General features: G+C 68.9%; 26 protein-coding genes. 4 read left to right on the top strand and 22 right to left on the bottom strand.

Annotated features, from left to right (window positions below):
* Positions 1 to 32: 32 nt before the first annotated feature.
* The 7 genes from ACRDPS_RS18350 to hisD all read right to left on the bottom strand — a co-directional run bounded on the left by ACRDPS_RS18350 (position 33) and on the right by hisD (position 5,179).
* Positions 33 to 332: a putative quinol monooxygenase gene (locus ACRDPS_RS18350; RefSeq protein ID WP_431503100.1), complete on the bottom strand. Its 300-nt coding sequence runs from the start codon at positions 330 to 332 to the stop codon at positions 33 to 35.
* Positions 333 to 360: 28 nt separating this feature from the next.
* Complete coding sequence (locus ACRDPS_RS18345; protein ID WP_431503099.1) at positions 361 to 792, bottom strand: DUF1801 domain-containing protein; 432 nt, start codon at positions 790 to 792, stop codon at positions 361 to 363.
* A gap of 9 nt (positions 793 to 801) precedes the next feature.
* A complete protein-coding gene (locus ACRDPS_RS18340; RefSeq protein ID WP_431503098.1) occupies positions 802 to 1,134 on the bottom strand; it encodes a hypothetical protein in 333 nt (110 codons plus the stop codon).
* 197 nt (positions 1,135 to 1,331) lie between these two features.
* Positions 1,332 to 2,003: an imidazole glycerol phosphate synthase subunit HisH gene (gene hisH, locus ACRDPS_RS18335; protein ID WP_431503097.1), complete on the bottom strand. Its 672-nt coding sequence runs from the start codon at positions 2,001 to 2,003 to the stop codon at positions 1,332 to 1,334.
* Positions 2,004 to 2,082: 79 nt separating this feature from the next.
* Positions 2,083 to 2,736 carry an imidazoleglycerol-phosphate dehydratase HisB gene (gene hisB / locus ACRDPS_RS18330; protein WP_431503096.1) on the bottom strand — a complete coding sequence of 218 codons (654 nt, stop codon included), beginning with the start codon at positions 2,734 to 2,736 and terminating at the stop codon, positions 2,083 to 2,085.
* Positions 2,733 to 3,848, bottom strand: coding sequence for a histidinol-phosphate transaminase (locus tag ACRDPS_RS18325; protein WP_431503095.1), 1,116 nt, complete (start codon positions 3,846 to 3,848; stop codon positions 2,733 to 2,735). Before ACRDPS_RS18325 ends, hisB begins: the two co-directional genes overlap by 4 nt.
* Complete coding sequence (gene hisD, locus ACRDPS_RS18320) at positions 3,845 to 5,179, bottom strand: histidinol dehydrogenase (RefSeq protein ID WP_431503094.1); 1,335 nt, start codon at positions 5,177 to 5,179, stop codon at positions 3,845 to 3,847. The genes ACRDPS_RS18325 and hisD overlap by 4 nt, the downstream gene beginning before the upstream one ends.
* A 135-nt stretch (positions 5,180 to 5,314) precedes the next feature.
* On the opposite strand from hisD, the gene ACRDPS_RS18315 reads away from it, so the two are divergent.
* From ACRDPS_RS18315 to ybaK, 3 genes are all read left to right on the top strand, one after another.
* The gene (locus tag ACRDPS_RS18315) at positions 5,315 to 6,127 is read left to right on the top strand and encodes a hypothetical protein (protein WP_431503093.1); all 813 of its coding nucleotides are present in this window, start codon (positions 5,315 to 5,317) and stop codon (positions 6,125 to 6,127) included.
* Positions 6,128 to 6,288: 161 nt separating this feature from the next.
* Entirely contained in the window at positions 6,289 to 6,951 is a 663-nt protein-coding gene (locus ACRDPS_RS18310; protein ID WP_431503092.1) for an LON peptidase substrate-binding domain-containing protein, read from the top strand.
* Between the two features lie 11 nt (positions 6,952 to 6,962).
* Positions 6,963 to 7,454 carry a Cys-tRNA(Pro) deacylase gene (gene ybaK / locus ACRDPS_RS18305; RefSeq protein ID WP_431503091.1) on the top strand — a complete coding sequence of 164 codons (492 nt, stop codon included), beginning with the start codon at positions 6,963 to 6,965 and terminating at the stop codon, positions 7,452 to 7,454.
* Between the two features lie 79 nt (positions 7,455 to 7,533).
* Here ybaK and ACRDPS_RS18300 read toward each other — a convergent pair whose 3' ends face one another.
* Both ACRDPS_RS18300 and dnaE read right to left on the bottom strand, forming a co-directional pair.
* Positions 7,534 to 8,154 carry a hypothetical protein gene (locus ACRDPS_RS18300; protein WP_431503090.1) on the bottom strand — a complete coding sequence of 207 codons (621 nt, stop codon included), beginning with the start codon at positions 8,152 to 8,154 and terminating at the stop codon, positions 7,534 to 7,536.
* Entirely contained in the window at positions 8,139 to 11,723 is a 3,585-nt protein-coding gene (dnaE, locus tag ACRDPS_RS18295) for a DNA polymerase III subunit alpha (RefSeq protein ID WP_431503089.1), read from the bottom strand. Before dnaE ends, ACRDPS_RS18300 begins: the two co-directional genes overlap by 16 nt.
* A gap of 178 nt (positions 11,724 to 11,901) precedes the next feature.
* On the opposite strand from dnaE, the gene mmuM reads away from it, so the two are divergent.
* Positions 11,902 to 12,765, top strand: coding sequence for a homocysteine S-methyltransferase (gene mmuM, locus ACRDPS_RS18290; protein WP_431503088.1), 864 nt, complete (start codon positions 11,902 to 11,904; stop codon positions 12,763 to 12,765).
* Positions 12,766 to 12,903: 138 nt separating this feature from the next.
* Here the strand turns inward: mmuM and ACRDPS_RS18285 are convergent, their stop codons facing one another.
* From ACRDPS_RS18285 to ftsW, 13 genes are all read right to left on the bottom strand, one after another.
* Positions 12,904 to 13,371, bottom strand: coding sequence for an N-acetyltransferase family protein (locus tag ACRDPS_RS18285; RefSeq protein ID WP_431503087.1), 468 nt, complete (start codon positions 13,369 to 13,371; stop codon positions 12,904 to 12,906).
* Positions 13,349 to 14,290: an RluA family pseudouridine synthase gene (locus tag ACRDPS_RS18280; protein ID WP_431503086.1), complete on the bottom strand. Its 942-nt coding sequence runs from the start codon at positions 14,288 to 14,290 to the stop codon at positions 13,349 to 13,351. The genes ACRDPS_RS18285 and ACRDPS_RS18280 overlap by 23 nt, the downstream gene beginning before the upstream one ends.
* Entirely contained in the window at positions 14,287 to 14,865 is a 579-nt protein-coding gene (gene lspA, locus ACRDPS_RS18275; protein ID WP_431503085.1) for a signal peptidase II, read from the bottom strand. Before lspA ends, ACRDPS_RS18280 begins: the two co-directional genes overlap by 4 nt.
* On the bottom strand, positions 14,838 to 15,266 hold the full coding sequence (locus tag ACRDPS_RS18270; protein ID WP_431503084.1) for a TraR/DksA family transcriptional regulator: 429 nt from the start codon (positions 15,264 to 15,266) through the stop codon (positions 14,838 to 14,840). The genes lspA and ACRDPS_RS18270 overlap by 28 nt, the downstream gene beginning before the upstream one ends.
* 455 nt (positions 15,267 to 15,721) lie before the next feature.
* Entirely contained in the window at positions 15,722 to 16,489 is a 768-nt protein-coding gene (locus ACRDPS_RS18265; protein ID WP_246088138.1) for a DivIVA domain-containing protein, read from the bottom strand.
* A gap of 153 nt (positions 16,490 to 16,642) precedes the next feature.
* Entirely contained in the window at positions 16,643 to 17,128 is a 486-nt protein-coding gene (locus ACRDPS_RS18260; RefSeq protein WP_431503083.1) for a cell division protein SepF, read from the bottom strand.
* Between the two features lie 37 nt (positions 17,129 to 17,165).
* Positions 17,166 to 17,867: a YggS family pyridoxal phosphate-dependent enzyme gene (locus ACRDPS_RS18255; RefSeq protein WP_431503082.1), complete on the bottom strand. Its 702-nt coding sequence runs from the start codon at positions 17,865 to 17,867 to the stop codon at positions 17,166 to 17,168.
* A gap of 1 nt (position 17,868) precedes the next feature.
* Positions 17,869 to 18,579, bottom strand: a complete 711-nt coding sequence (gene pgeF, locus ACRDPS_RS18250; RefSeq protein ID WP_431503081.1) for a peptidoglycan editing factor PgeF — start codon at positions 18,577 to 18,579, stop codon at positions 17,869 to 17,871.
* Positions 18,580 to 18,595: 16 nt separating this feature from the next.
* Positions 18,596 to 19,834, bottom strand: coding sequence for a cell division protein FtsZ (gene ftsZ / locus ACRDPS_RS18245; protein WP_431503080.1), 1,239 nt, complete (start codon positions 19,832 to 19,834; stop codon positions 18,596 to 18,598).
* A 204-nt stretch (positions 19,835 to 20,038) separates the two neighbouring features.
* A complete protein-coding gene (locus ACRDPS_RS18240; RefSeq protein ID WP_431503079.1) occupies positions 20,039 to 21,070 on the bottom strand; it encodes a cell division protein FtsQ/DivIB in 1,032 nt (343 codons plus the stop codon).
* Positions 21,071 to 21,102: 32 nt separating this feature from the next.
* Positions 21,103 to 22,524: a UDP-N-acetylmuramate--L-alanine ligase gene (murC, locus tag ACRDPS_RS18235; protein WP_431503078.1), complete on the bottom strand. Its 1,422-nt coding sequence runs from the start codon at positions 22,522 to 22,524 to the stop codon at positions 21,103 to 21,105.
* On the bottom strand, positions 22,521 to 23,600 hold the full coding sequence (gene murG / locus ACRDPS_RS18230; RefSeq protein ID WP_431503077.1) for an undecaprenyldiphospho-muramoylpentapeptide beta-N-acetylglucosaminyltransferase: 1,080 nt from the start codon (positions 23,598 to 23,600) through the stop codon (positions 22,521 to 22,523). The genes murC and murG overlap by 4 nt, the downstream gene beginning before the upstream one ends.
* 13 nt (positions 23,601 to 23,613) lie before the next feature.
* Positions 23,614 to 24,909 (bottom strand): putative lipid II flippase FtsW, encoded by a 1,296-nt coding sequence (gene ftsW, locus ACRDPS_RS18225; RefSeq protein WP_431503076.1) that lies wholly within the window; start codon positions 24,907 to 24,909, stop codon positions 23,614 to 23,616.
* Between the last annotated feature and the right edge of the window lie 221 nt (positions 24,910 to 25,130).

The following is a 25,130-nucleotide window of genomic DNA, read 5'->3' as shown; positions in this document are numbered from 1 at the left end:
GCATCACGCGCCGCGACGACCGGCGTCATGCACTACGGGCTCTCGACCGCGGAGATGCGGTACTTGCGTACGTCCGCACCCGTTAGCTCGGGCGGCTCCGGCCCGTCCTCGTCGCCGCCCGAGACCCGGAATGCCTCGACGTCGGCGTCCGACTCCCAGCGCTCATAGACGTTGATGCGACCGACGTCGATCGGGTCGGCGGCCTGGACGAAGTCGAGACACCCCGGCGCCTCACGCGCTGCGCGAGCGACATCGGCGACCGCCGTCAGGTAGACGCCGCGGTCCTCGGCGTTGCAGTAGAGCGAACCGGCGATGATGATCACGCCGCTCACTGTGCCATAGGAGCGATGGCGCGAGGGCTCATCCCTGCGCGGCGCGCTTGCCGTAGGTGCCGGTGGTCAGGGTGGCGTACGAGCGGCTGACGATCTCCTCGAGAACGTCCAGGTCGACCGCGGCCAGGTCCTTGAGATAGAGGCAGCCGACGCCTGTGGTGTGTGGACCGAGGCGGCCGAGGAGCTCCTCATGGGCCGAGATCCCGTCGTTGAGGTAGACGACCGATGCGGCCTTGCGCGGCGAGAAACCCGCAGCCGGGGCGTCGCCCTCGGTGCCGCTGGCGTACTTGTAGTGGTATTCGCCGAAACCCACGATCGCGGTCCCGAACATCCGCGGCTCGACGCCGGTGGCGCGCCGCATCAGGTCCAGCAGCGTGGCCGCGTCCCGTCGCCTGCCGGGATGCTCGACGGCGCCGACGAAGTCCGCCGGATCCGCGTCGGTCCAGGTCGTCTTGGCCATCCGGCCACCTTAGCGGCGAAACAGCAGCGTGTAGACCACGGGCGCGACCAGCACGGACGCTACGCCTGCGAAGACCACGGTGCCGACGTCCTCGGTGATCAGATAGACGAGCGCGTTCAGGAGGAGAAGGACGACAACCAGGATGCGTACGTTGCGCCGCCGGCGCTCCGCGAGCGCACTGTTCGCCCGTGGCCGGCGAGCCGGGATCCACCCCGTCAGCCGTTGCCTCCGGGCCTGCCGTTCGGCCGATCTGGCCTGCCGGCCGGCCCGTTCCTCGGCGGCGGCCGCGGCCAGCCGCTCGCGCTCGGCGCGGGCCTTCGCCCGGGCTCCGGTCTTGGCCATCTAGTGTCCCAGTCCGAGAGGCCGTGCCGTGAGGCGTGCGATGCATGCGTGCATCGCAACGCGGCGTCGCGACGGCATACCGGGTGCCAACCATGTGCACAGTCGAGCGACGCCAACGCAGCGAGGCGATGTCCTGAGCTTGTCGAAGGGTGCGTGCGCAGCGTGCGACTTGCGGTCCGGAATCGAGGTGCGGGACACTATGTCGCCTTCAGCGACAGGACCCAGTTGCGCAGGATCGCCGCGCCGGCGTCCCCGGACTTCTCCGGGTGGAACTGGGTGGCCGTGAGCGGCCCGTTCTCGACGGCCGCGACGAACCGGTCGCCGGCCCCAGAGTCCGGCCCAGAATCCGGCCCGGTCTCGGCCCAGGTGACCAGCGGCGCGACGGTGCGGTCGTTGGTGACCAGGGTCCAGTCACGGACCCCGTAGGAGTGGACGAAGTAGAACCGCTCCTTCTCGACACCCGCGAACAGCGAGGAGCCCGAAGGCACCTCGAGCGTGTTCCAGCCCATGTGCGGCACGATCGGCGCCTGAATGCGCTCGACGACGCCGGGCCACTCGCCGCAGCCCTCGGTCTTGACGCCGTGCTCGATGCCGGTCTCGAAGAGGATCTGCATCCCGACGCAGATCCCCATCACGGGCCGGCCGCCGGAGAGCCGCCGCGCGATGATGCGCTCGCCACGGATCGCCCGGAGGCCCTTCATGCACGCCTCGAAGGCACCGACGCCGGGCACCAGCAGACCGTCGGCGGCCATCGCCGCGTCCATGTCCGCGGTCAGCGTGACCGAGGCGCCGGCACGCTCGACGGCGCGGACGGCGGAGCGTACGTTGCCCGAGCCGTAGTCGAGAACGACGACCGAGGGAGCACTCACAGCACCACGTCCGTTACGCATGCGCCAGAATACGAACGCGGCGCTGTATTGACACGATTGTTCACTCGCTGACGCTCGCTCACAGTGCGCCCTTCGTCGACGGGATCCCGGTCTCGCGCAGGTCGTAGGCGACCGCGTCACGGAACGCGCGGGCGAACGCCTTGAACTGCGTCTCGACGATGTGGTGCGGCTCGCGCCCGGCGAGCACATTGACGTGCATCGTGACGTGGGCGTGGTGTGCGATCGACTCGAAGACGTGCTGGGTCAGCGAGCCGAGGTAGGCCGGCGTGGTGCCGCCCAGCTGGACGTACTGCTGTCCCTCCGGCTCGCCGGTGTGGACGCAGTAGGGCCGACCGGAGACGTCGACGACCGCTCGCACCAGGGTCTCGTCGAGCGGGACCGTCGCGTCGCCGTAGCGGCGGATGCCCTTCTTGTCCCCGAGCGCCTCGCGCAGCGCCTGGCCGAGCACGATCGCGGTGTCCTCGACGGTGTGGTGGGCGTCGATGTGCAGGTCGCCCTCGGAGTGCACGGTCAGGTCGACCAGCGAGTGCCGGGAGAACGCGGTCAGCATGTGGTCGTAGAACCCGACGCCGGTCGAGATGTCGTTGCGGCCGGTGCCGTCGAGGTCGACCTCGACCAGCACCTTCGACTCGCTCGTCTGCCGCTCGATGCGGGCGGTCCTACCAGTGTTGTTCCCGGTGTTGTTCCCGGTGTTGGTCTCAGGGCGGGTCATGCCCGTGCTCCGTTCACTTCGGTCAAGGCTTGTTTGAAGGCCGCGGTCTCCTGCGGCGTACCGACTGATACTCGCAGCCAGCCCTGGGGCCCGGTCTCGCGGATCAGGACCCCATGTGCCAGCAGCCCCTCCCAGACGGCGTGGCGATCGGCATAGCGCCCGAAGAGCACGAAGTTGGCATCCGACTCGGCCACCTCGAGCTCCTGTGCGCGCAGCCAGTCCACGAGCGCGTCCCGCTCCTCGCGAAGCGCCGCGACGTAGCCCAGCAGCTCCGGCGCGTGCCGCAGCGCCGCGCTCGCCGCCGCCTGGGTCACCGCGGAGAGGTGGTAGGGCAGGCGTACGACGCGGATCGCGTCACAGATCGCGGGATCCGCCGCCAGGTAGCCGAGGCGCAGCCCAGCTCCGGCGAACGCCTTCGACATGGTGCGGGTGACCACGAGGTTTCGGTGCTTCGCGAGCAGCTCGAGCGCGCTCGGCACGCCCTCGCGGCGGAACTCACCGTAGGCCTCGTCGACGACCACGATCCCGCGCTCGCCGACCGCCTCGCACAGCACGGTGACAGCGTCGAGCGGGAGCGCGGTGCCGGTGGGGTTGTTGGGGCTCGGCAGCAGTACGACGTGGGGCTGGGTCTCCTCGACCAACGCCCGCGCCTTCTCGAGGTCGATCGCGAAGTCGCTCTCGCGGTGGCCGACGATCCACTCGGTGTTGGTGTCGCGGGCGTATTCGGGATACATCGAGTAGGTCGGCGCGAAGCTGATCGCGGTGCGTCCCGGGCCACCGAAGGCCTGAAGCAGCTGCAGCATCACCTCGTTGGACCCGTTGGCCGCCCACACCTGCTCCGGCGTGATCGACGCCTTCGGCACGTCGGAGCGAAGGTACGCAGCCAGCCCCTCCCGCAGCGCGACGAACTCGCGGTCGGGATAGCGGTTGAGCGTGCGCGCCGCCGCGCCGACGCTGGCCGCGATGTCGGCGATCGTCTCCGCGGAGGGCTGGTAGGGATTCTCGTTGACGTTGAGCTGGACCGGGACGTCCAGCTGCGGGGCGCCGTACGGCTCGATCCCGGCGAGCTCGGCACGGATCGGCGGCCAGCGCTCTTCCGAGGCGGACCTCATGAGGAGAACCTCACCGACACCGCGGCGCCGTGACCCGGCAGGTCCTCGGCCTCGGCGAGCGTGACCACGTGGTCCTTGACCGCGGCCAGCCCCTCGCGGGAGTAGTCGACGACGTGGACCGACTTGGTGAACGCCCGCACCGAGAGCCCGGAGGAGTGGCAGGCGCAGCCGCCGGTGGGCAGCACGTGGTTGGACCCGGCGCAGTAGTCGCCCAGCGAGACCGGGGCGAAGGGCCCGACGAAGATCGCGCCGGCGTTCCGGATCCGACCGGCCACCCGCTCGGCGTCGGCGGTGTGGATCTCGAGGTGCTCGGCGGCGTACGCGTTCACGACGTCGATGCCCTGGTCGACGTCATCGACGAGGACGATGCCCGACTGCTTGCCGGTCAGCGACGTACGGATCCGCTCGACGTGCTTGGTCACCGCGACCTGCTTGTCGAGCTCGGCCTCCACGTCGGCCGCGAGCGTCTCGGAGTCGGTGACCAGTACGGAGGCGGCCAGCGGGTCGTGCTCGGCCTGGGAGATCAGGTCGGCGGCGACGTACGCGGCCTCGGCCGTCTCGTCGGCGAGGATCGCGATCTCGGTCGGGCCGGCCTCGGAGTCGATCCCGACCTGTCCCTTGAGGAGGCGCTTCGCCGTGACGACGTAGATGTTGCCTGGGCCGGTGACCATGTCGACGCGCTCGCACCCCTCGGAGGTCGAGCTCGGCGGGACCCCGTAGGCGAACATGGCGATCGCCTGGGCGCCGCCGACGGCGTAGACCTCCTCGACGCCCAGCAGCGCGCACGCCGCCAGGATGGTGGGCTGCGGAAGCCCCGCACTGAATCCATCGGGATTGGCCTTCTGCGGCGGCGAGGCCAGCGCGATCGAGGGCACCCCGGCGACCTGAGCCGGGACGACGTTCATCAGCACCGAGGAGACCAGCGGCGCCAGACCACCAGGAACATAGAGCCCCACCCGCCCCACCGGCACCTTGCGGTGCGTCACCCGCGCGCCCGGCGCCAGATCGGTGACGGCGTCCTCTTCGAGCTCAGCCGCACAGGTTGCGCGCAGGCGCGCGATCGACTCCTCGAGCCCGGCCCGGATCGCGGGGTCCAGCTCGTCGAGAGCCTTGGTCAGCGCGGCGGCCGGGACCCGGATGTCGTCGACCCGTACCCCGTCGAACCTCTCCGAGAACTCCGCGATCGCGTCCTGCCCGCGCTCGCGGACAGCGTCGATGATCGGCTGCACCGCATGGGTCGCCGCCTCGATGTCGAACTCAGCGCGCGGCACGGCGGCGCGGTAGTCGACGGTGCTGCGTTCAGCACCCCGAAGATCGATGCGGCGAATCATGGCTCCAGTCTACGAGCGAGGGGCCCTCAGAGCCGATCCGCAGACGCCACGTGGACGCCGCACGCACCTCCTCGGGCGCGCATACGGCGCCCGGATCGGGGAACCGTACGTTCTGACCCACCAAGGAGGATCGTCATGGCACGGACCGGACTTTTCCACCGAGATCACAAGCACACTCACCACAACGACGCCGAGACCCGCGAATACGGCCCAGACAGCCCAGGCGGCCCAGTCAGCCCAGCCCCCTCGGGCGGCGACCGCGGCCCGGGAGGCCTGCGTGGCCCGGGAGGCCCGGGTGGCCCGGCCGTAGTCGGTCACGACGACGCCATCGACCGCTCGGGCCGCTCACCCGAGGACGTCGACCGCACCCGACAGGAGGGCATCGAGCATCACCGGCACACCGAGGAAGGCCGTCGCGCCGCTCTTCGTGACACATACGGAGGCTTCAACTGGGGCGCCTGCTTCTTCGGCTGGCTGGTCGCGGTCGGCCTCACCGTCCTGCTCGGCGCGATCATCAGCGCGGTGGCCTCGGCGGTCGGGGCCAACCAGGGCTGGACCCAGGCCGATCTCGAGGCCAACCCAGGATCGCTCGGCATCGCGGCCGCGATCACCCTCGCCGTGGTGATGTTCATCGGCTACTTCGCCGGAGGGTACGTCGCTGCCCGGATGTCCCGCTTCGACGCCGGCCGGCAGGGCCTGGGCGTATGGATCGTGGGCCTCGCGGTCACGATCATCGCCGCCGTCGCCGGCGCCCTGTTCGGCTCCAGCTACGACATCATGCAGCAGCTCGACCTGCCCAGCGTGGGACTGAGCACCGACCAGCTCGGCTGGGGCGCGGTGCTCGCCGTTGTCGCGCTTCTGGTCGTGATGCTCGTCGGTGCACTGCTCGGGGCAGCAACAGGCCGGCGCTACCACTCGAGGATCGACAAGGCGACGTACGACTTCTGACGGCTCGGCTCGACAGCCGACGGACCTACGGGCGGGTTCGCGGGCGTACGCACCCGCGTCCCCCATAGGTTGGTGCCCGTGAATGAGCGCCAGCGAGTGAACCATGCAAACCTCACGCCGCCGCCTCCGTTTCAGAGCGCTCGCGCTACGGGGGTGGCAGCGTGACCGACCGACTGCCGATGTTCCCGCTCAATGCCGTGCTGTTTCCAGGGGTGACGATGCCGCTGAGGGTCTTCGAGGACCGTTACCGCGCGATGGTGCACCACCTGCTCCGGCAGGACGAGGAGAATCGCCACTTCGGCTCGGTCGCGATCCGCGAGGGCTATGAGGTCGGCGAGACCGGCGCGCAGTCGCTCTACCGCGTCGGGGTGAAGCTGCTGATCACCGAGGCCGAGCAGCACGAGGACGGCTCCTTCGACCTGGAGGTGCTCGCCGTCGACCGGATCCGGATGGACAGCATGGAGGGGGCCGGCGACTTCCCCGTCGCCGACGTGGAGGATCTCCTCGAGGACCAGGTCGACGTCCCGGGCACCGTCGTGGACACCGCGCGCGCGATCTTCACCGCTTACCGGGCCGCACTGCTGGAGTTCCGCGACGACCCGTTCACGGGCTCGCTCCCCAAGGACCCAGAGTTCCTCTCCTGGACCATCTCGGCCACCACTCCCCTGCCGATGCCAGACCGCCAGGCGCTCCTGGAAGCGCCCGACGCCGGCGTACGCCTCGGCATGGCCACCGACCTCCTCCGTGCCGAGCTCAAGGCGATGAACGTCATCCCGTCGCTGCCCGCCACCGAGGTCGCCCGCACCAAGTGGTCCCCGAACTAGGCCCGGAGCCGATGGTGGCGAAGAAGAAGCAGACCGGCGGCACCCCGGCAACGGTGGCGCTGACCCGCGCCGGGATCGACTTCACCCTGCACCCCTACGAGCACGACCCCCGGGCACAGTCCTACGGCCTCGAGGCGGCCGAGGCGCTCGGCGTCGAGCCGGAGCGGGTCTTCAAGACCCTGATGGCTGCGCTGGACGGCAGGCTCGTGGTCGGCATCGTCCCCGTCACCGGCCAGCTCGACCTCAAGGCGCTGGCCCGGGCCCTGGGCGGCTCGAAGGCGCAGATGGCCGACCTCCCCGCGGCCGAGCGGGCGACCGGGTACGTCGCCGGCGGCATCTCTCCCATCGGCCAGAAGCGTTCGCATCCCTCTGTCGTGGACGAGTCAGCCGTTGCGTACGAGACGATCTACGTCTCCGGCGGCCGTCGCGGTCTAGACCTGGAGCTCGCCCCGACGGACCTGATCAACATCATGCAGGCCACCACCGCCCCCATCGCCAGGTAACCCACCTGTCGAGTCGGCTCATCCTGACCACAATCGCGGTCGAGTCGGCTCGTCAGGACGCGCCGACTCGGCCCCGTAGTCAGTCAGAACGCGCCGACTCGGCTCCGTGCTCGTCGAGCTGGTGCGGGGACCACATCAAGAAGACGACCATCAGCGCCAGCATCGCCGACCCCGGGACGAGCAGTACGAGCCACGGTGAGGCCAGCTGGAAGCTGTCCTGGATCACGGTGCCGTTGGCGGCATCCTTGGCGAGGCCGGCGGGGTCCTCCGGCGAGAGCAGCGAGGTGACCAGGAGCATCAGGCCACCGCCGACAGAGCCACCGAGCGCCACCGCGGCGAGGGTGACGAGCTCGGAGCGGTTGAGCCAGACCGCGGCCGCGATGCCGACCACCAGCCCGAGCACGATCGCGCAGACCGAGAACCAGGCGGTCGCCGCGAAGACGCCCTGGTCGATGTTCTGCCCGATGGCGGGCGGGTCGATCGAGATGAGCCCGCGATACCACTTGCCTTCCAGCACCATGCCGGTCGGCGGGGTCCACAGCGTCGACGCCGCCAGGCCGGCCGCGACGCCGCCGACGACGAAGGCGGCAGCGATGATGGCCACCTGGACCAGCACCGGGCGGGAGAGGTCGGGACGGACGGAGCGGCGCCCAGTCTCGTAGAGACTGGGCGGCGGCGGCACGATCAGATTGTCAGGCATCCTGGTCCGAGTAGGTGTTTGAGGTCGGCGAACAGCTCGGGAGTCGGTGCCACCCGCAGCCGGTCGTCGAGCTTCATGACGCGGGTCGCGTCCCGTGTCATCAACCGTAGCCTGACCTCGGCTACACCGGGATAGGTGGTCAGTACGTCACGCAGCTGGCCGATCACCTGCGGCGTGCACCGAGTCGAGGGCAACGAGATCACCACCGGTCCGCCGGCGGCGCCAGGCCCACCGGTGATGTCGGGGACGGTGACCTCCTGGCCACGCAGCTCGGGTTGGTCCTTGTCACGGGAGAGCTGGCCCTTGACCCGGATGATGCCGTCCTCGATCAGGTGGGGCGCGGCGAGCTGGTAGGAGCTCGGGAAGAGCAGCACCTCCACCGACCCTTCGAGGTCCTCGAGGGTCACCGTCGCCCAGGCATCGCCCTTCTTGGTGATCCGGCGGTTGACGTTGGTGACCAGGCCCGAGACGGTGACGGTGCTGTTGTGCGGGCGCGACTCATCGGTCATCAGCTGACCGATGGTGCAGTCGGTGCCGTTGGCGAGGACGTGCTCCAGGCCCATCAGCGGATGGTCGGAGACGTAGAGCCCGAGCATCTCGCGCTCGTGCCCGAGGAGGGTCATCTTGTCCCACTCGTCCATCTCGGGGATGGTCACCGAGATCCCGAAGTCGCCTCCTTCCGCCTCGTCGAGCCCACCGAAGAGCGAGTCCTGTCCGATCGCCTCGTTGCGCTTGATGTCGATGTACTGATCAACCGCAGTCTCGTGGATCGCGACCAGCGACCGGCGCAGGTGCTTCATGTCATCGAACGCGCCGGCCTTGATCAGCGACTCGATCACCCGCTTGCTGCAGACCCGGTCGGGCACCTTGGCGAGGAAGTCGTTGAAGTCCTCGAAACGACCCTTCCCGGTGCGTGCCTCGACGATCCCGTCGACCACCTGAGACCCGACGTTGCGGACCGCGGTCAGGCCGAAGCGGATGTCGGTGCCGACAGCGGTGAAGTCGTGGGAGGACTCGTTGACGTCGGGCGGCAGCACCGCGATCTTCCGGCGACGACACTCGTTGAGGTAGATCGCCATCTTGTCCTTGTCGTTCTTGACCGAGGTCAAGAGCGCGGCCATGTACTCCGTCGGATAGTTGGCCTTCAGATAGGCGGTCCAGTAGGTGACCACGCCGTAGGCCGCGGAGTGCGACTTGTTGAAGGCGTAGTCGGAGAACGGGAGCAGGATCTCCCAGATGGTGTCGATCGCCTTCTGGGAGTAGCCGCGCTCGAGCATGCCGCCCTGGAACCCGGCGTACTGCTTGTCGAGCTCGGCCTTCTTCTTCTTGCCCATCGCACGGCGGAGCATGTCCGCCTGTCCCAGCGAGAATCCCGCCAGCACCTGCGCGATCGACATCACCTGCTCCTGGTAGACGATCAGGCCGTACGTCTCCCCCAGCACCTCCGCCAGCGGCTCCTCGAGCTCGGGGTGGATGGGCACGATCGGCTCGCGGCCGTTCTTGCGGTGGGCGTACTTGTTGTGGGAGTCGGCACCCATCGGGCCGGGCCGGTAGAGCGCGGAGACCGCGGTGATGTCGGCGAAGCGGTCGGGAAGCATCGAGCGCAGCAGGGCCCGCATGCCGCCACCATCGAGCTGGAAGACGCCGAGCGTGTCACCGCGCTGCATCAGCTCATAGGTCGGCGTGTCGTCGAAGGGCACGTCCTCCAGCACCAGGTCGATGCCGCGGTTGGCGCGGATGTTGGAGAGCGCGTCCTCGATGGTGTGGAGGTTGGAGAGCCCCAGGAAGTCCATCTTGACCAGGCCGAGCGACTCACAGGTCGGGTATTCGAACTGCGTGACGACCTGGCCGTCCTGCTTCGGCTCCATCAGCGGCACGATGTCGATGATCGGGTCGGAGGCCATGATCACGCCCGCGGCGTGGATGCCGGTCTGCCGGATCTGGCCCTCGAGGCCGATCGCGGTCTCGTAGATCTTCTTCACATCGGGGTCGGTGTCGTGCAGGCTGCGGAAGTCGCCGCCCTCCCCGTAGCGCTTGTGATCGGGGTTGAAGAGCTCGGTGAGCGGCACGCCCTTGCCCATCACGTCCGCCGGCAGCGCCTTGGTGATCCGGTCGCCGATCGCGAACCCGTGGTCAAGGATGCGGGCGGCGTCCTTGATCGCCTGCTTGGCCTTGATCCGCCCGAAGGTGGCGATCTGGGCGACCTTGTCCGTGCCGTACTTCTCGGTGACGTACTTGATCACCTCACCGCGGCGGTGGTCGTCGAAGTCGATGTCGAAGTCGGGCATCGAGGGACGCTCGGGGTTGAGGAACCGCTCGAAGAACAGACCGTGCTCGAGCGGGTCGAGATCGGTGATCAGCAGTGAGTACGCCGCGATCGAACCCGCACCCGAGCCACGACCCGGCCCCACCCTGATGCCGTTGTCCTTGGACCACTGGATGAAGTCGGCGACCACCAGGAAGTAGCCGCAGTAGCCCTTCTGGGCGATGATGTCGAGCTCGAAGTTGGTGCGGTCCTTGACCTCGTCGGTGAGCTTCTCGGCGGGGTAGCGTGCCTCGATCCCGCGCCAGACCTCCTTGCGCAGCCACGACTCCTCGGTCTCGCCGGCGGGGATGTCGGCGCGCGCCATGTAGCCACCGGTCGACTCGGTGAACTCGACGTCGCAGCGCTCCGCGATCAGCAGGGTGTTGTCGCAGGCCTCGATCAGGTCCTGCTGTCCCCACAGCTCGCGCATCTCGGCGGCGGTCTTGATGTAGTAGCCGTCGCCCTGGAACGCGAACCGCTTGCCGCCCTTGGAGTAGGGCGGCTCGGTCATCCGGCTGCCCGACTGCACGCACAGCAGCGCCTCGTGGGCGCCCGCGTCCTCGGGGTTGGTGTAGTGGGAGTCGTTGGTGGCGACCGGTCGGATGCCCATCGTCTTGCCGAGCTTGAGCAGATCGTCGCGGACCCGCTTCTCGATGGAGATGCCGTGGTCCATCAGCTCCAGGAAGACGCTCTCCTTGCCGAAGATGTCCTGCAGCTCACCGGCCTCCTTGAGCGCCTCGTCCCACTGGCCCAGCCGGAGCCGGGTCTGGATCGCGCCGGAGGGGCAGCCGGTGGAGACGATGATCCCCTTGGCGTGCTCGGCGAGGATCTCCTTGTCCATGCGCGGCTTGAAGTAGTAACCCTCGAGGCTCGAACGGGAGGAGAGCTTGAAGAGGTTGTGCATCCCCTCGGTCGACTCGGCCCACATCGTCATGTGGGTGTAGGCACCGCCGCCCGAGACGTCGTCGCCGCCCTCCTGCGCCTGGTCGCCGCGGCCCCACCGGACCCGCTTGCGCTCGGCGCGCGGGGTGTTCGGCGTGATGTAGGCCTCGATCCCGATGATCGGCTTCACGTCGTGCTGGCGTGCCCGCGACCAGAAGTCGTAGGCGCCGTGCATGTTGCCGTGGTCGGTCATCGCGATGGCCGGCATCTCCAGCTCGGCGGTGCGGCTGAAGAGCCCGTCGAGGAGCGAAGCTCCGTCCAGCATCGAGTATTCGGTGTGGACATGCAGGTGGACGAAAGAGTCCTTGGAGCCGGCCGCCATTGGCGTGGAGCCCTCCTCGAGGTCGTACGTGGAACAGTGGGCGCAGGGGCCCGTTCAACGCGTGCACGGACAACCTGGGGGAAGGCCTACAGACTACCGGTCACCTCCGACAGTTTTTGACGGGGCTCGCTGGTCTCGGCCAATACGCGACCCGCCTCCGGGCGCTAATGTCGACACCGTGGTGACGATCCTGGACGGCGGCCTGTCGAACGCGCTGGAAGCACGCGGTCAGGACGTGTCCGGCGCGCTGTGGACCGCTCGCCTGCTCGACCAGGCGCCCGAGGAGATCGCGGCCGTCCACCGGGCCTACTTCGCCGTCGGCGCCGACGTCGCCACGACCTCCGGCTACCAGGCGAGCGTGCCCGGTCTCGTCGAGGCCGGGATGACCCAGACGTACGCCACCGAGCTGCTGCGCCGCAGCGTACGCATCGCCCGCGAGGTCGCCGCGGAGGCCCCCGGCCGGCTGGTCGCCGCCTCGATCGGGCCCTATGGCGCCTATCTCGCCGACGGGTCCGAGTACCGCGGCCGTTACGGCGTCTCCGCCGCCACGCTGCGCGACTTCCACGCACCTCGGCTGGCGCTGCTGGAGACCGAGGACCCCGACCTCATCGCCGTCGAGACCATCCCGGACATCGAGGAGGCCGAGGTGCTGGTCGACCTGCTCGACGACATCGGCCTCCCGGTCTGGTTCTCATACTCCTGTGCCGGCACGCGCACCCGCGCCGGCCAGCCCCTGGCCGAGGCCCTGGCCCTGGCCGCCTCGGTCCGCTCGGTCGTCGCCGTCGGGGTCAACTGCTGCGACCCGGCCGACGTCCCCGCCGCCATCCAGCTCGCCACCGCCACCGGCGAGCCCGCCGTGGTGTACCCGAACTCCGGAGAGACGTACGCCGCGGGCAGCTGGTCCGGCACTCCCCACTTCCGCCCGGGCGAGGCCCTCTCCTGGGTCGAGTCCGGGGCAGCGTACGTCGGCGGCTGTTGCCGCGTCGGCCCCGCCGAGATCGCCCGCATCGCTGCCGAGGCGTCACTTCTGCAGGCCGAGTAGTCACGTTTGCAGGCCGAGTAGTCGATTCTGCAGGCCGAGACGTCACACCACTGCCAACTCGACCTGCAAAGTTGACCCCTCGGCCTGCGGAACTGACGTCTCGGCCTGCAGAGGTGACGCTTCGGTGCGGAAGGAGGGCTAGGGCCAGACCATGCGTACGTCGGGGGTCTTCTCCTGGTTGGCGGAGCCGTCGGTGCGCTCGACCTCGCGCAGACCATGGCGAGCGTAGAAGGCGCGGGCGGGGGTGTTCATCTCGAAGACCCAGAGGCCGAAGCCGTCGGGTGCGAGGGACTTGACCAGGTCGAGGAGCACCGTGCCCAGGCCCATGCCCTGAGCACGCGGGTGGACGAAGACGTCGTCGAGCCAGGTCTGGGTGAAGGCGGCGAAGGCGGAGACGTCACCGTCGACCTCGGCCACCCACACCTCGGAACCGGACTGGGGCGCGAGCACCTTGACCGCGAGCCACTCCCGGATGTCCGGCTCGGGGTAGATCGGGGCGGGCATGGGAGCCGCGGCGCGGGCCTCGACGTACGTCCGGACGATGGCGTCGATGTCCCCGGGCTCAGCGGGTCGGAGAAGCGCCTCAGTCGGCGTCGCGGATGACATCGAGCGCATGCTGAAGATCGTCGGGGTAGGTCGACTCGAAGGTGACGTACTCTCCCGTCTCCGGGTGCACGAAGCCGAGCTGCACCGCGTGCAGCCACTGCCGCTCGACCCCGACGCGACGCGCGAGAGCCGGGTCGGCACCGTAGGTGAGGTCGCCGACGCACGGATGCTTCAGCGCGGACATGTGTACGCGGATCTGATGCGTACGCCCCGTCTCGAGGTGGATCTTCAGCAGCGAGGCGAACCGATGTGCCTCGAGCGTCTCGTAGTGCGTGACCGAGTGGCGCCCGTCGGCGCGCACCGCGAACTTGTAGTCGTACTTCGGGTTCCGCCCGATCGGGGCGTCGATGGTCCCCTCGAGCGGATCCGGGTGCCCCTGGACGAGCGAGTGATAGGTCTTGTCGACCGTACGCTGCCGGAAGGCGTTCTTGAGGACCGAGTAGGCGTGCTCGGACTTGGCGATCACCATCACGCCCGAGGTGCCGACGTCGAGGCGCTGGACGATGCCCTCGCGCTCCTTGGCGCCCGAGGTGGAGATCCGGAAACCGGCCGCCACCAGGTGCCCGACGACGGTCTGACCCTGCCACCCCGGTGAGGGGTGCACGGCCACACCGACCGGCTTGTCGATCACCACGAACGCGTCGTCGTCGTAGATGATCTTGATGCCCTCGACGATCTCGGGCTTGATCTCGAGCGGGTCGGCCTGCGACGGGATCGTGGCATCGAGCATCGACCCGGCGCTGACCCGGTCGCTCTTGGCCACGGTGGAGCCGTCGAGGCTCACCAGTCCTTCGGCGATCAGCTCCGCGGCGCGGGTGCGGGAGACACCGAACAGCCGCGCCATCGCGGCATCGACCCGCTCCCCCTCCAGACCATCGGGGACGGACAGGGTGCGCTGGTCGGCATGACCGAAGTTCACTTCTGCTCGCCCTCGGACTCATCATCGGAGCCACCGCCGTCGATCGACCCGTCCAGCCCGATCCCCTTGAACGAGAAGATCACGATCAGCACCGCCGCCACGTTGATGCACATGTCGGCGACGTTGAAGATCGGCCAGTTGGGCAGCTGCAGGAAATCCACGACGTGTCCGAGGTAGAACCCCGGTTCGCGCAGCAGCCGGTCGAACAGGTTGCCGCTGATGCCGGCGATCAGGATGCCGAGCGCGATCGCCCAGCCCCGGTGTCGCACCCGGCGCGCGAACCACAGCACACCGATGGTCGCCACGATCGAGAGCGTCGTGAAGATCCAGGTGTGCCCGGTGCCGGCGCTGAACGCCGCGCCCGGGTTACGGATGATGTTGAGCCGCAGCACCGACCCGATCAGGTCCTCGGGCTGCCCAGGGACGAGCGTCGCGACCGCCCAGAGTTTCGTGACCTGGTCGAGGACCAGCAGAAACACCGCAACGGCCGCGAACTCTGCCCATCGAACAGGGTGCAGGTGGGACTCGGGGTCGGTGTCTGCGTCGCTCAGCGACGCTCCTCGCGCTGCTTGCATGTCATACACAGTGTGGCACGCGGGAACGCCATCAGCCGCATCTTGCCGATCGGCTCCCCGCACGACTCACAGATGCCGTACGTCCCCTCCTCGAGGTATCCCAGAACCCGCTCGATCTGCGCCAGCTTGTCCTTCTCGCTGTTGACCACGGTCAGCTCGTGATCACGCTCGAAGCTGGTCGCCCCCATGTCGGCCTGATCCTGGCCGGCACCGTCACCGGAGTCCTTCATCAGGCCGGACAGCTCCGTCTCGAGGGCCGTGAGCACCTCGAGGCTGTGGCTCCTCATCTCCCGGAGCTCGTCGATGACCTCGTTGAGCTCATCCTTGGTCCATGGGTCCTCGCCGTCCTTGACCTTCAGCTGGTCAGGAGAGACGACGGTCTTGGTTGCTTTCTTAGGCACGGCACTCGCTTTCTGGTGTGAGAAACGGCCCCCCGGGCCGCCCGATGGTTCAGGTTGGCTAGACGCTCGCCGAGGCAACCGTCATGGAAGCCGTGACGTAGGAGCTGGTATTCCCAGAAAGCTCGGAACGCACCATCCAGGTGCGCCCGACGGCCGCGCACGCGCGACACCTCATAGGCACAGACATGGAGTCCCCTTTCTCCTGCCATCACTTCGCGCCGCCGAGTCGGTGCGAAGAGCGTGCCCGGAATGTAGCCCGGGATTCGGCTCCGCTCAACCAACACACCGAAACTGGGGGCAGATTGGTCCGCAGCGCGGGAAATCCCGGCATTTCCCTTACAGGGCCCACCTCACCTGCTAAAACGCGTTGCGGCTTCGATCTCGACGCCGACAGACGCACATCGGCCGGCCCCGCGATGCGGGACCGGCCGATGTGAAGCTCTGACTACGAGGGCTCAGCCCTCGTCCTCCCCCAGGATGGAACGCAGACGCTTGGGCGCGGGGCCCGATTCGTTGACGGCCGCCGCCATGACGGGGGCCGCGGACTCAGCCGAGTTGTTGAGGGCGTCGAGCTGCTGCGTGAAGTAGCTCTTCAGGCGGGAGCGGTACTCCCTCTCGAAGTTGCGCAGCGTGTCGACCTCGGTGGTCAGGTTGTCCTTCTCCCGCTCCAGCTCGCCGAAGAGCTGCTGGCGACGCTCGGCGGTCTCGCTGTCGAGCATCTGTGCCCGGGTGCGAGCGTCGGCCTCCATGCGGTCGGCCTTCGACTTCGACTCGGACTCCAGGCGCTCGGCCTTGGTGCGAGCCTCGCCCACGATCTTGTCGGCGTCGTTCTTGGCCGTGTCGATGAGCGCGTCGTGGTTGCGAGTGGCCAGCTCGAGCAGTCGCGCCGCCGCGTTGGAAGCCTCCGGGACGGTCTCGACCCGGATCGTCTCGATGCCGCCGGTCTGCGGCGCCTCCTGGTACATCGGCATCTGGTGCGAGACCGGCTCGGGAGCCGGCATCGGCTCGGGAGCAGGAGGCTCGGGAGCCATCGGGAAGGACGGACCCCCACCCGACTGCGCAGACGCCAACTTCCCGCGAAGGTCGTCGTTCTCCCGGGTGAGACGTGCCAGTTCAGCCTCGACCTCGTCGAGGAACTGGTCCACCTCGCCCATGTCGTAGCCCTCGCGGAGCCGGACGGGAGTAAAGCGCTTGTTGCTCACGTCCTCTGGCGTCAGCGGCATGACCTCACCCATTCATTACTCGGTTGACTCAGACGTTCGGATTGCACCGCCGGGGGCGGCATCAGGTTAATGCAGTCGAAACTCTAGCGCCTGTCCACAGACACGCCAGACGCGGACCGCGTCCAACTCTCCCGCAGGCAGGTGTCAAAGGTCTCAGCTCTGGTTGAAAAAGCCGCCTTCAACGATCCTCTGCTTGGCCTCAGCCGTGACCGAGACGTTCGCAGGTGAGATAAGAAACACCTTGTTGGTGACTCTCTCGATGTTCCCATAGGTAGCAAAGATCAGGCCGGCAGCAAAGTCGACGAGCCGTTTCGCGTCGGGATCGTTCATCTCGGTGAGGTTCATGATCACCGGCGTACCGTCACGGTAGTTCTCGCCGATCTGACGCGCTTCGTTGTAGGACGTCGGGGTCAGCGTGATGATCTTGGAAAGCTCTGCCACTGCAGGCACCACCGTTGCTTTTCGCCGCTCGGACAGGTCGGCCACCGGGGCCGGACGCGACTGCTTGGAACGCACCGGCGCCTTGACCGGCTCGTGGGAGCGAGTCTCGTCGTCATCGCCCTCGTAGACATCGTCGTCATACCCGGTGTCCTCGAGCAGGCCGAGGTACTCACCGAACCTGCGCATCGCACCGCTCATGTCTTCACCTTCCCCAAAGTGCTTCTGATCCAGGACACTACTTGACACCCGGCCTCTCTCCGAGGACCGCAGACCCGACACGTACGTGTGTCGCGCCATGTGAGATCGCCTGCTCCAGGTCGGCGCTCATCCCCGCCGACAACGCTCTGGCCTCGGGATACTCGACCAGGAGGTCCTCCCGGATCCGCGCGAGCCGGGCGAACGCCGGCTCCGGATCCTCGCCCAGGGGCGCGACCGCCATCAGGCCCCGCAGCCGGAGCCCGTCGGTCGCCTCCACCTCAGCGGCAAGATCGCGTACGTCCCCGGGGTCCGCCCCGGCCCTGCCCTCGCGCCCCGGAGGGTCGAGGGAGACCTGCAGGAGGACGTCGAGGATCTGGCCGCGCTCGCCCGCGCCGCGGCTGAGCCGGGGCAGGAGCGAGGGACGGTCGACGGACTCGACCACGTCGGCGTAGGCGGCCACCGCGGCCGCCTTGTTGGACTGCAGTCCCCCGATGTAGTGCCAGCGCAGCCCGAGGTCGGCGCACTCGGCCGCCTTGGCCGCTGCCTCCTGGTGGCGGTTCTCGCCGACGTCGGTGACTCCGAGGTCGGCGAGGATGCGCACGTCGGAGGCGGGGAAGAACTTGGTGACCACGACCAGGTGGATGTCCTCGGCGGGACGGCCGGCCTCCTTGGCGGCCACAGCGATCCGCTCGCGGGTCTCGGCGAGACCGGCGGCGATCGCGTCGGCACGACTCGTCATCTCAGGCACCTCGCAGCCGGATCAACGCGCCCAGTGACATGCCGGCGCCGTCTCGGCGGTAGGAGTAGAGGTCCTCAGACTCGCGGGTGCACCGGCTCGCGTCGACCGCGTCGACACCGTCACGGGCCAGCTGGGCCAGCACGCCGGCGCCGACGTCGAGGCCGGGCGTACCCCAGCTCGTCGTCGCCTTCGCTGCCGGCTCGACCTCGGCGACCTCGGACTGCATGGCCTCGGGAACCTCGTAGCAGGCGCCGCACACGTACGGTCCCACCCAGGCGCTGATCGACGTCGCACCCAGCGTGCGCATCCGCGCGACCGTCTCGGTCACGACACCGGCGGCCATCCCGCGACGCCCGGCGTGGGCGGCCCCGATGACGCCCGCGGCCTCGTCGGCGAGGAGCACCGGCACACAGTCGGCGGTGCGTACCAGCAGCACCACGTCACGCTCGGTGGTGACGATGCCGTCCGCCTCCGGGCGAGTGCCGCACGCCGCGTCGACGACCTCGTTGCCGTGGACCTGGTAGAGGTCGGCGAACGGCGCTCCGTCGGCGAAGTCGGCGAGCAGCAGCCGATGGTTCTCGGCCTTCGCCTCCTCGTCGTCCGAGCCGGCGACCGCGAGGTTGAGCTCGGCGTAGGGCGGGAGGCTGACCCCGCCGTACCTGTCGGTGAACGCCAGGTCGACGAGGCCCGCGGAGGCTCGGAAGCTGTACAAGCGGAGGATCCTTTGCTTACTTCAAGAAGTCGGGCACGTCGAGCTCATCATCGCTGAACTGGACGCTGGGAGCGGGCTTCTTGGCCACGGGTGCGGGCTCGGCGGGCGGTGTCGCGGGCGGCGCCGCGGGCGGAGGCGTGGTCGGCGCCGGCTTGGTGGGCTCGGCGGGGGGCTCGGTGGCCTCCTCCGCACGCCGGGTCGCGACAGCGGTGGCCACCGAGGCGCTCTCGCTCTTGTTGTTGGCCGGCGGCGCGGCGGCGCGGCCCTGCATGGTGCCGAGCCCCGACTGGCCCTCGCGGCGCTTGGGCATGCCGCCGTCGAAGCCGGCGGCGATCACGGTGACCCGGACCTCGTCGCCGAGCGCGTCGTCGATGGTCGCACCGAAGATGATGTTGGCTTCCTCGTGGACCGAGTCGGCCACCAGCGCGGCCGCCTCGTTGATCTCGAAGAGACCGAGGTCGGAGCCACCGGCGATGGAGAGCAGCACGCCATGGGCGCCGTCGATCGACGCCTCCAGCAGCGGCGAGGAGACGGCCATCTCGGCGGCCTCGACGCTGCGGTTGTCGCCGCGCGCGGACCCGATGCCCATCAGAGCCGAGCCGGCGTTGGACATGACCGACTTCACGTCGGCGAAGTCGAGGTTGATCAGGCCCGGCGTGGTGATCAGGTCGGTGATCCCGGAGACACCTTGCAGCAGCACCTGGTCGGCCTGACGGAAGGCGTCCATGACCGAGACGTTGCGGTCGGAGATCGACAGCAGCCGGTCGTTGGGGATAACGATGAGGGTGTCGACCTCTTCGCGGAGCTTGGTGATCCCCTCGTCGGCGGAGTTGGCACGACGACGGCCCTCGAAGGCGAACGGGCGGGTGACCACACCGATGGTCAGGGCGCCGAGGCTGCGGGCGATGCGGGCCACGACCGGCGCGCCGCCGGTGCCGGTGCCGCCACCCTCGCCTGCGGTCACGAAGACCATGTCGGCGCCCTTGATGACCTCTTCGATCTCGTCGGCGTGGTCCTCGGCGGCGTTCTCCCCCACTCCGGGATTGGCGCCGGCACCGAGACCGCGGGTCAGCTCGCGGCCGATGTCGAGCTTGACGTCGGCATCGCTCATCAGCAGCGCCTGGGCGTCGGTGTTGATGGCGATGAACTCGACCCCTTTGAGGCCGACCTCGATCATCCGGTTGACAGCGTTGACGCCGCCGCCACCGATGCCGACGACCTTGATGATCGCCAGGTAGTTCTGTGCAGCTCCCACGGTGGTCGCCCCTTCGATCGCTGGGTTGGTCCTTACGGTCCGGCTTCAACTCTGACCCTCAGCCTGAGGGTTATAGTTATGTCAACCTCGCCGTTCTCAGAACAGTAGGCAGACGTACGTCCTCGAAACGGCACGACACGCGGACGCGGATCAGTTGTGCCGAACCGTTGCCGTCCGATAGCGGAGATCCGTCTCCCCGTAAGGTCAGTCGACGCTCTTGCTGGTGACGGGCTGGCCGGGCACCGAGACGTCGTAGCGGGCGACCTTGGGCTCGGCCTTCATCAGCGCGACCAGCACGTCGGCCTTGGTGTCGGACTGGGCGCTGCTCCCCCACACCACGCGCTTGTCGTTGTGCAGCTCGAGGGAGATCGAGTCGACGGTGGTCACCTCGACGTGGTCGACCCGCTTGGCCAGATCGGCCGGGAGCGCGGACGCCACCGCGGCGGCCTCCCGGAGCGCAGCCGAGTTGGTGCCGGTGACGGTGTTCACCATCGGCAGGCCGGCCGGTGCCTTCTTGTAGTCCCAGAACACGGTGCCGGTCTCGTCCAGGGCGCGCAGGCGGCCGCCGATGGAGACGACCGCCACCGGCGTACGTTCGGTGACGTCGATCCTGATCTTGTCGGGCCACTCGCGCGAGACGTTGACCGAGCGCACCATCGAGAGCCCGTTGAGCACGCGCACCCGCACGGCGCCGAGGTCGGCGGTGGCCAGCGGCTCCCCGACGGGGACGGCTGCGTAGTCGACGACCTCCTTGGCGCTGGTCATCTTCATGTCCCCGTGCGCCGAGGTGCCCTTGACCTGCAGCCAGGTCGAGAAGTAGACCGCCCAGATCCCGCCGAGCAGAAGCGCGATGATCAGGGTGCCGACGATGATGTAGCGCCACGCCAGCCAGCGACGACGCCACTGGCGGCGAGCGAAGGCCTTGCGGCTCTTGAGAGTGGCGGCATCGACCGCTGGACGATCATCATGAGCCGGTTCCGGCTCGGAATCCTGCTCGGAGCCCTGCTCAGCGCTCGATTCGGCCTCGACCTCCACCGCCTCCGAGTCCGCGCTTCGCGCGGTTACTCCCTCGCTCGGCGCGAGCGGACGAGCAAGCTCGCCGCTCGACCTCACTCCGGTCGTCTCCAGGTCGATCTCGCGCTCCCCGGACGCCGACCGGGCGATCTCAAGGGCCTCGGCGATCTCGGTGTCCGTATTTCGCTCGGTCACTCCCTCGCTCGACCCCTTCTCCCCCATACCTGCCCTCCAGTGTCACAGCCCTACAACGTCTACTGCTCTGCAGCCGTACGCAGCTTGGCGAGCACCATCGGGCCCACCTCTGTCACGGTACCGGCCCCGAGGGTCAGAACCAGATCACCAGGACGGGCGCGCCGGGCGAGCTCTTCGGCGGCCTCCTCGAGGCCCACGACGTTCGCCACCTGGCCCGAGGGCAGCGGCACCGCGTCGGCGACCAGCTTCCCGGTGACCTCGGGGTCGTAGTCCTCGCGAGCCAGGTAGACGTCGAGGACGACGACCTCGTCGGCGGCACCGAGAACGCGGCCCATCTCCTCGCCGAAGATCCTGGTCCGGGAGACCATGTGCGGCTGGAAGGCCACGATGAGGCGACCGTCACCCGCCACGGACCGCCCGGAGACGAGGTCACCGGCGATCTCGGAGGGGTGGTGGGCGTAGGAGTCGTAGACGCGTACGCCCGCTGCCTCTCCCTTGCGCTCCATCCGCCGCCGGGTGCCGGTGAACGACTCCAGCCCCGCCTTGAGCAGGTCGAAGGAGTGACCCAGGCGCAGGCCCACCGTCAACGCGGCGAGCGCGTCGGCGACGTAGTGGCGCCCCGGGATCTTCAGCGTGATGCGGCCCAGCTCGTCGAGCCCGTCGACGACCGTGAAGGAGGACGTGGTGCCCGCCAGGACGATGTCCACGGCGCGTACGTCGGCCAGCTCCGACTCGCCGACGCCGATGAAGCGGCGGCCCAGGGAGTGGGCGACATGGCGCAGGTCGGCGGCGCCGGGGTCGTCGATGACGGCGACCAGGAACCCGTCGTGCGCGAGCCTGCCCACGAACTGGGCGAAGCCCTCGCGGTAGGCCTCCTCGGTGCCCCACTGGTCGAGGTGGTCGGCCTCGACGTTGGTGACGACCGCGGCGTACGGCTTGTAGACCAGGAAGGCACCGTCGGACTCGTCGGCCTCGGCGACGAAGAGGTCGCTCGAGCCCTCGGCCGCGTTGGTGCCCGAGGCGGCCAGCTCGCCGCCGACGGTGTAGGTCGGCGCGGCACCTGCCGCCTGCAGGGCGACGGTCAGCAGCGAGGTGGTCGTGGTCTTGCCGTGGGTGCCGGCGACCGCGAGGACCCGGCGGCCCTCCATGACCGAGGCCAGCCCCGCCGAGCGCGGATAGATCCGCAGGCCCTTCTCGCGCGCGGCGACGTACTCGGGGTTGTCCTCGCGGATCGCCGTCGAGACGACCAGGGTGTCGACGCCCTCGACCTGGGAGGCCTCGTGGCCGACGAAGACGGTCGCCCCCTCCTCACGCAGCGCGGCGACCATCGACGAGTCCGCACCGTCGCTGCCGGAGACCTCGATGCCCCGGGCCAGCATGACCCGGGCGATCGCGGACAGGCCCGCACCGCCGATGCCGATGAAGTGGACCCTGCCCAGCTGCTCGGCGGGCAGGATGTGCTCAGGAACCGGCACCCTCATGACCTACCCCCGTTCGCCGCCGTCTCCAGCACGATCCGCGCCAGCCGCTCGTCGGCATCACGCGGGACCAGGTCGCTGGCGGCCTTCGACATCGCCTCCAGGCGGGCCCGGTCGGTGACGATCGGGGGTACGTGGGCGGAGACCCACTCGGTGTTCATGTCGGCGTCGGAGACCAGCACGGCTCCCCCGGCCTCGACGACCGCCCTGGCGTTGAGGGACTGCTCGCCGTTGCCGATCGGGAGGGGTACGTAGACGGCCGGGACACCCACGGCGCTCGCCTCGATCACCGAGTTGGCGCCCGAACGGCAGATCATCAGGTCCGCCGCGGCGAGGGCGAGGTCCATCCGGTCGACGTAGTTGAGCACGTGGTAGCCCGGGCCGGGCGAGACCAGCTCGTTCTTCGGGCCGATCACGTGCAGCACCTGGATCCCGTTGCTCGCCAGGGCCCGGTAGGCCCCGGAGACCGAGTCGTTGATCGTACGAGCGCCCTGAGACCCGCCGGTGACCACGATCGTGGGACGGTGCTGGTCGAGGCCGAAGAAGGTGCGCGCCTCGGCCCGCAGCGCCCAGCGGTCCATCGTCGAGATCATCCGGCGGATCGGCAGCCCGATGTACTCGCTCTTGGGCAGCTTGGTGTCCGGGAAGCTGACCGCGACCCGGTCGGCGACCCTCGCGCCGGCCTTGTTGGCGAGCCCGGGCATCGCGTTGCCCTCGTGCACGACGATCGGGATGTGGCGCCGCTTCGCGGCGAGGTAGGCCGGCATCGAGACGTACCCGCCATAGCCGACGACGACATCGGGCCGGATGCGGTCGAGCACCTCGTACGTCGCGTCGACCGCGCCCTTCAGGTTGACCGGCACCTTCAACAGGTCGCTGCTGAGCTGGCGCGGCAGCGGGACCGGCGGGATCAGCTCGAGCGGGTAGCCCGCGGCGGGAACCACCTGGTTCTCCAGGCCACGAGGCGTGCCCAAGCAGGTCACCTCAACACTCGGATCGAGGCGGCGCAGGGCATCTGCGGTGGCGAGCAGGGGGGATGTGTGTCCGGCGGAGCCACCGCCGGCGAGGAGGGCCTTCATGATGCGTCAGAACTTATCGGGTGCGTTGGCCACGGCGGTAAGCGGCTGCCTGTCGGGCATGATCCTTTGCCAAGGCTTTACGGTGCGCCAGCGCCGCGGCCGCCGCGGGCTCGCGACGGGCGAAGCCGATGACCACGCCGAGGGCCACCATCGACGGGATCAGCGCCGAGCCGCCGTAGGAGACCAGCGGCAACGGGATGCCGATCACCGGCAGCAGCGCGAGCACCATGCCGACGTTGATGATCATCTGGCCGAGCAGCCAGACCAGCACACCGAAGCTGAAGTAGCGCACGAACGGCCGGTCGGTCTGCCGCGCGACCTTGATCAGCGCGAAGGCGAGGGTCAGGAAGAGGCCGACCACGAGCAAGGTGCCGACCAGCCCGAGCTCCTCGCCCAGCACCGCGAAGATGTAGTCGGTGTGTGCCTCGGGCAGGTCTCCCCATTTCTGCTGCGAGGCCCCGATCCCCTGCCCCAGGAGTCCGCCCGAGCTCAGGGCGTAGAGACCGTGCGAAGGCTGCCAGCCGGCGCCGTGGAAGTCCTTGAACGGGTCGACGAAGCTGGTCAGACGCCCCAGCCGCTCGGTGTTGGTGCTGATCAGGAAGAGCACGCTGACCCCGATGACCGAGATCGCGATGCCGAAGAGCTTGCCCGGCGCGCCGACCACCCACAGCATCCCGAGCATGACTGCGAAGAAGACCAGCGCGGTGCCGAGGTCCTGACCGGCGAGCACGAGACCGACGGCGAGCGCCATCCCGGGCACCACCGGCATCAGCACCTCGTGGAGGCTGTCGAGCCTTCTCTCCTTGAGGGCGTACACGTGTGCCGCCCACAGCACCAGCGACAGCTTCGCGATCTCGGACGGTTGGATCTTGACCGGACCGACGCCGAGCCAGTTCTGCTGCCCGTTGACCGAGTGGCCCAAGAAGATGGTCAGGAAGAGGAGCACGCAGGCGAAGATGTAGGCCGGCCAGGCCAGCCGGCGTAGATGCCTGGGCCGGATCCGCGAGGCGATGAACGCGCACGGGATGCCGATCATCACCCACAGCACCTGCCGCCCGACGATCGCGTAGGAGTTGTCCATGTACTGGTAGGACCACACGCTCGAGGCCGAGAGCACCATGATCAGCCCGATGGTCAGCAGCAGCGCGGTGCTGGTGAGCAGCAGGTAGTAGGCGGCCAGCGGCCGGTTCAACGCCACCCTCAGCGCGTGGAACCAAGCCTTGACGTAGCCGAGAACGGTCCTCGGGTAGCTCTTGGCGGCCTGCTCTGCCGAGCCGGGACCGGCCTGGTCGGGGCTAGTGGTCGTCACCAGCACTCCCTCCACGGTTCCGATGCGCGTCCGGCCCCATTCTCGCCTCCCCCACCACCCATCCCCCACATATCTCCCCCCGCGTGTCGCTCACGTCGAGAGGTCGCTCCCGCCGGCCCGAAGAGTCACCCCGCCCGCCGAGTAGTCACTTTTGCAGGCCGAGACGTCACCGCGGTGACGTCTCGGCCTGCAAAAGTGACTACTCGGCGGGCGGGGTGACT

The organism is Nocardioides sp., assembly GCF_050699375.1.
GTDB lineage: Bacteria > Actinomycetota > Actinomycetes > Propionibacteriales > Nocardioidaceae > Nocardioides.
The sequence above is the reverse complement of the archived record's forward strand: the minus strand, read 5'-3'. Positions and strand labels throughout refer to the sequence as shown.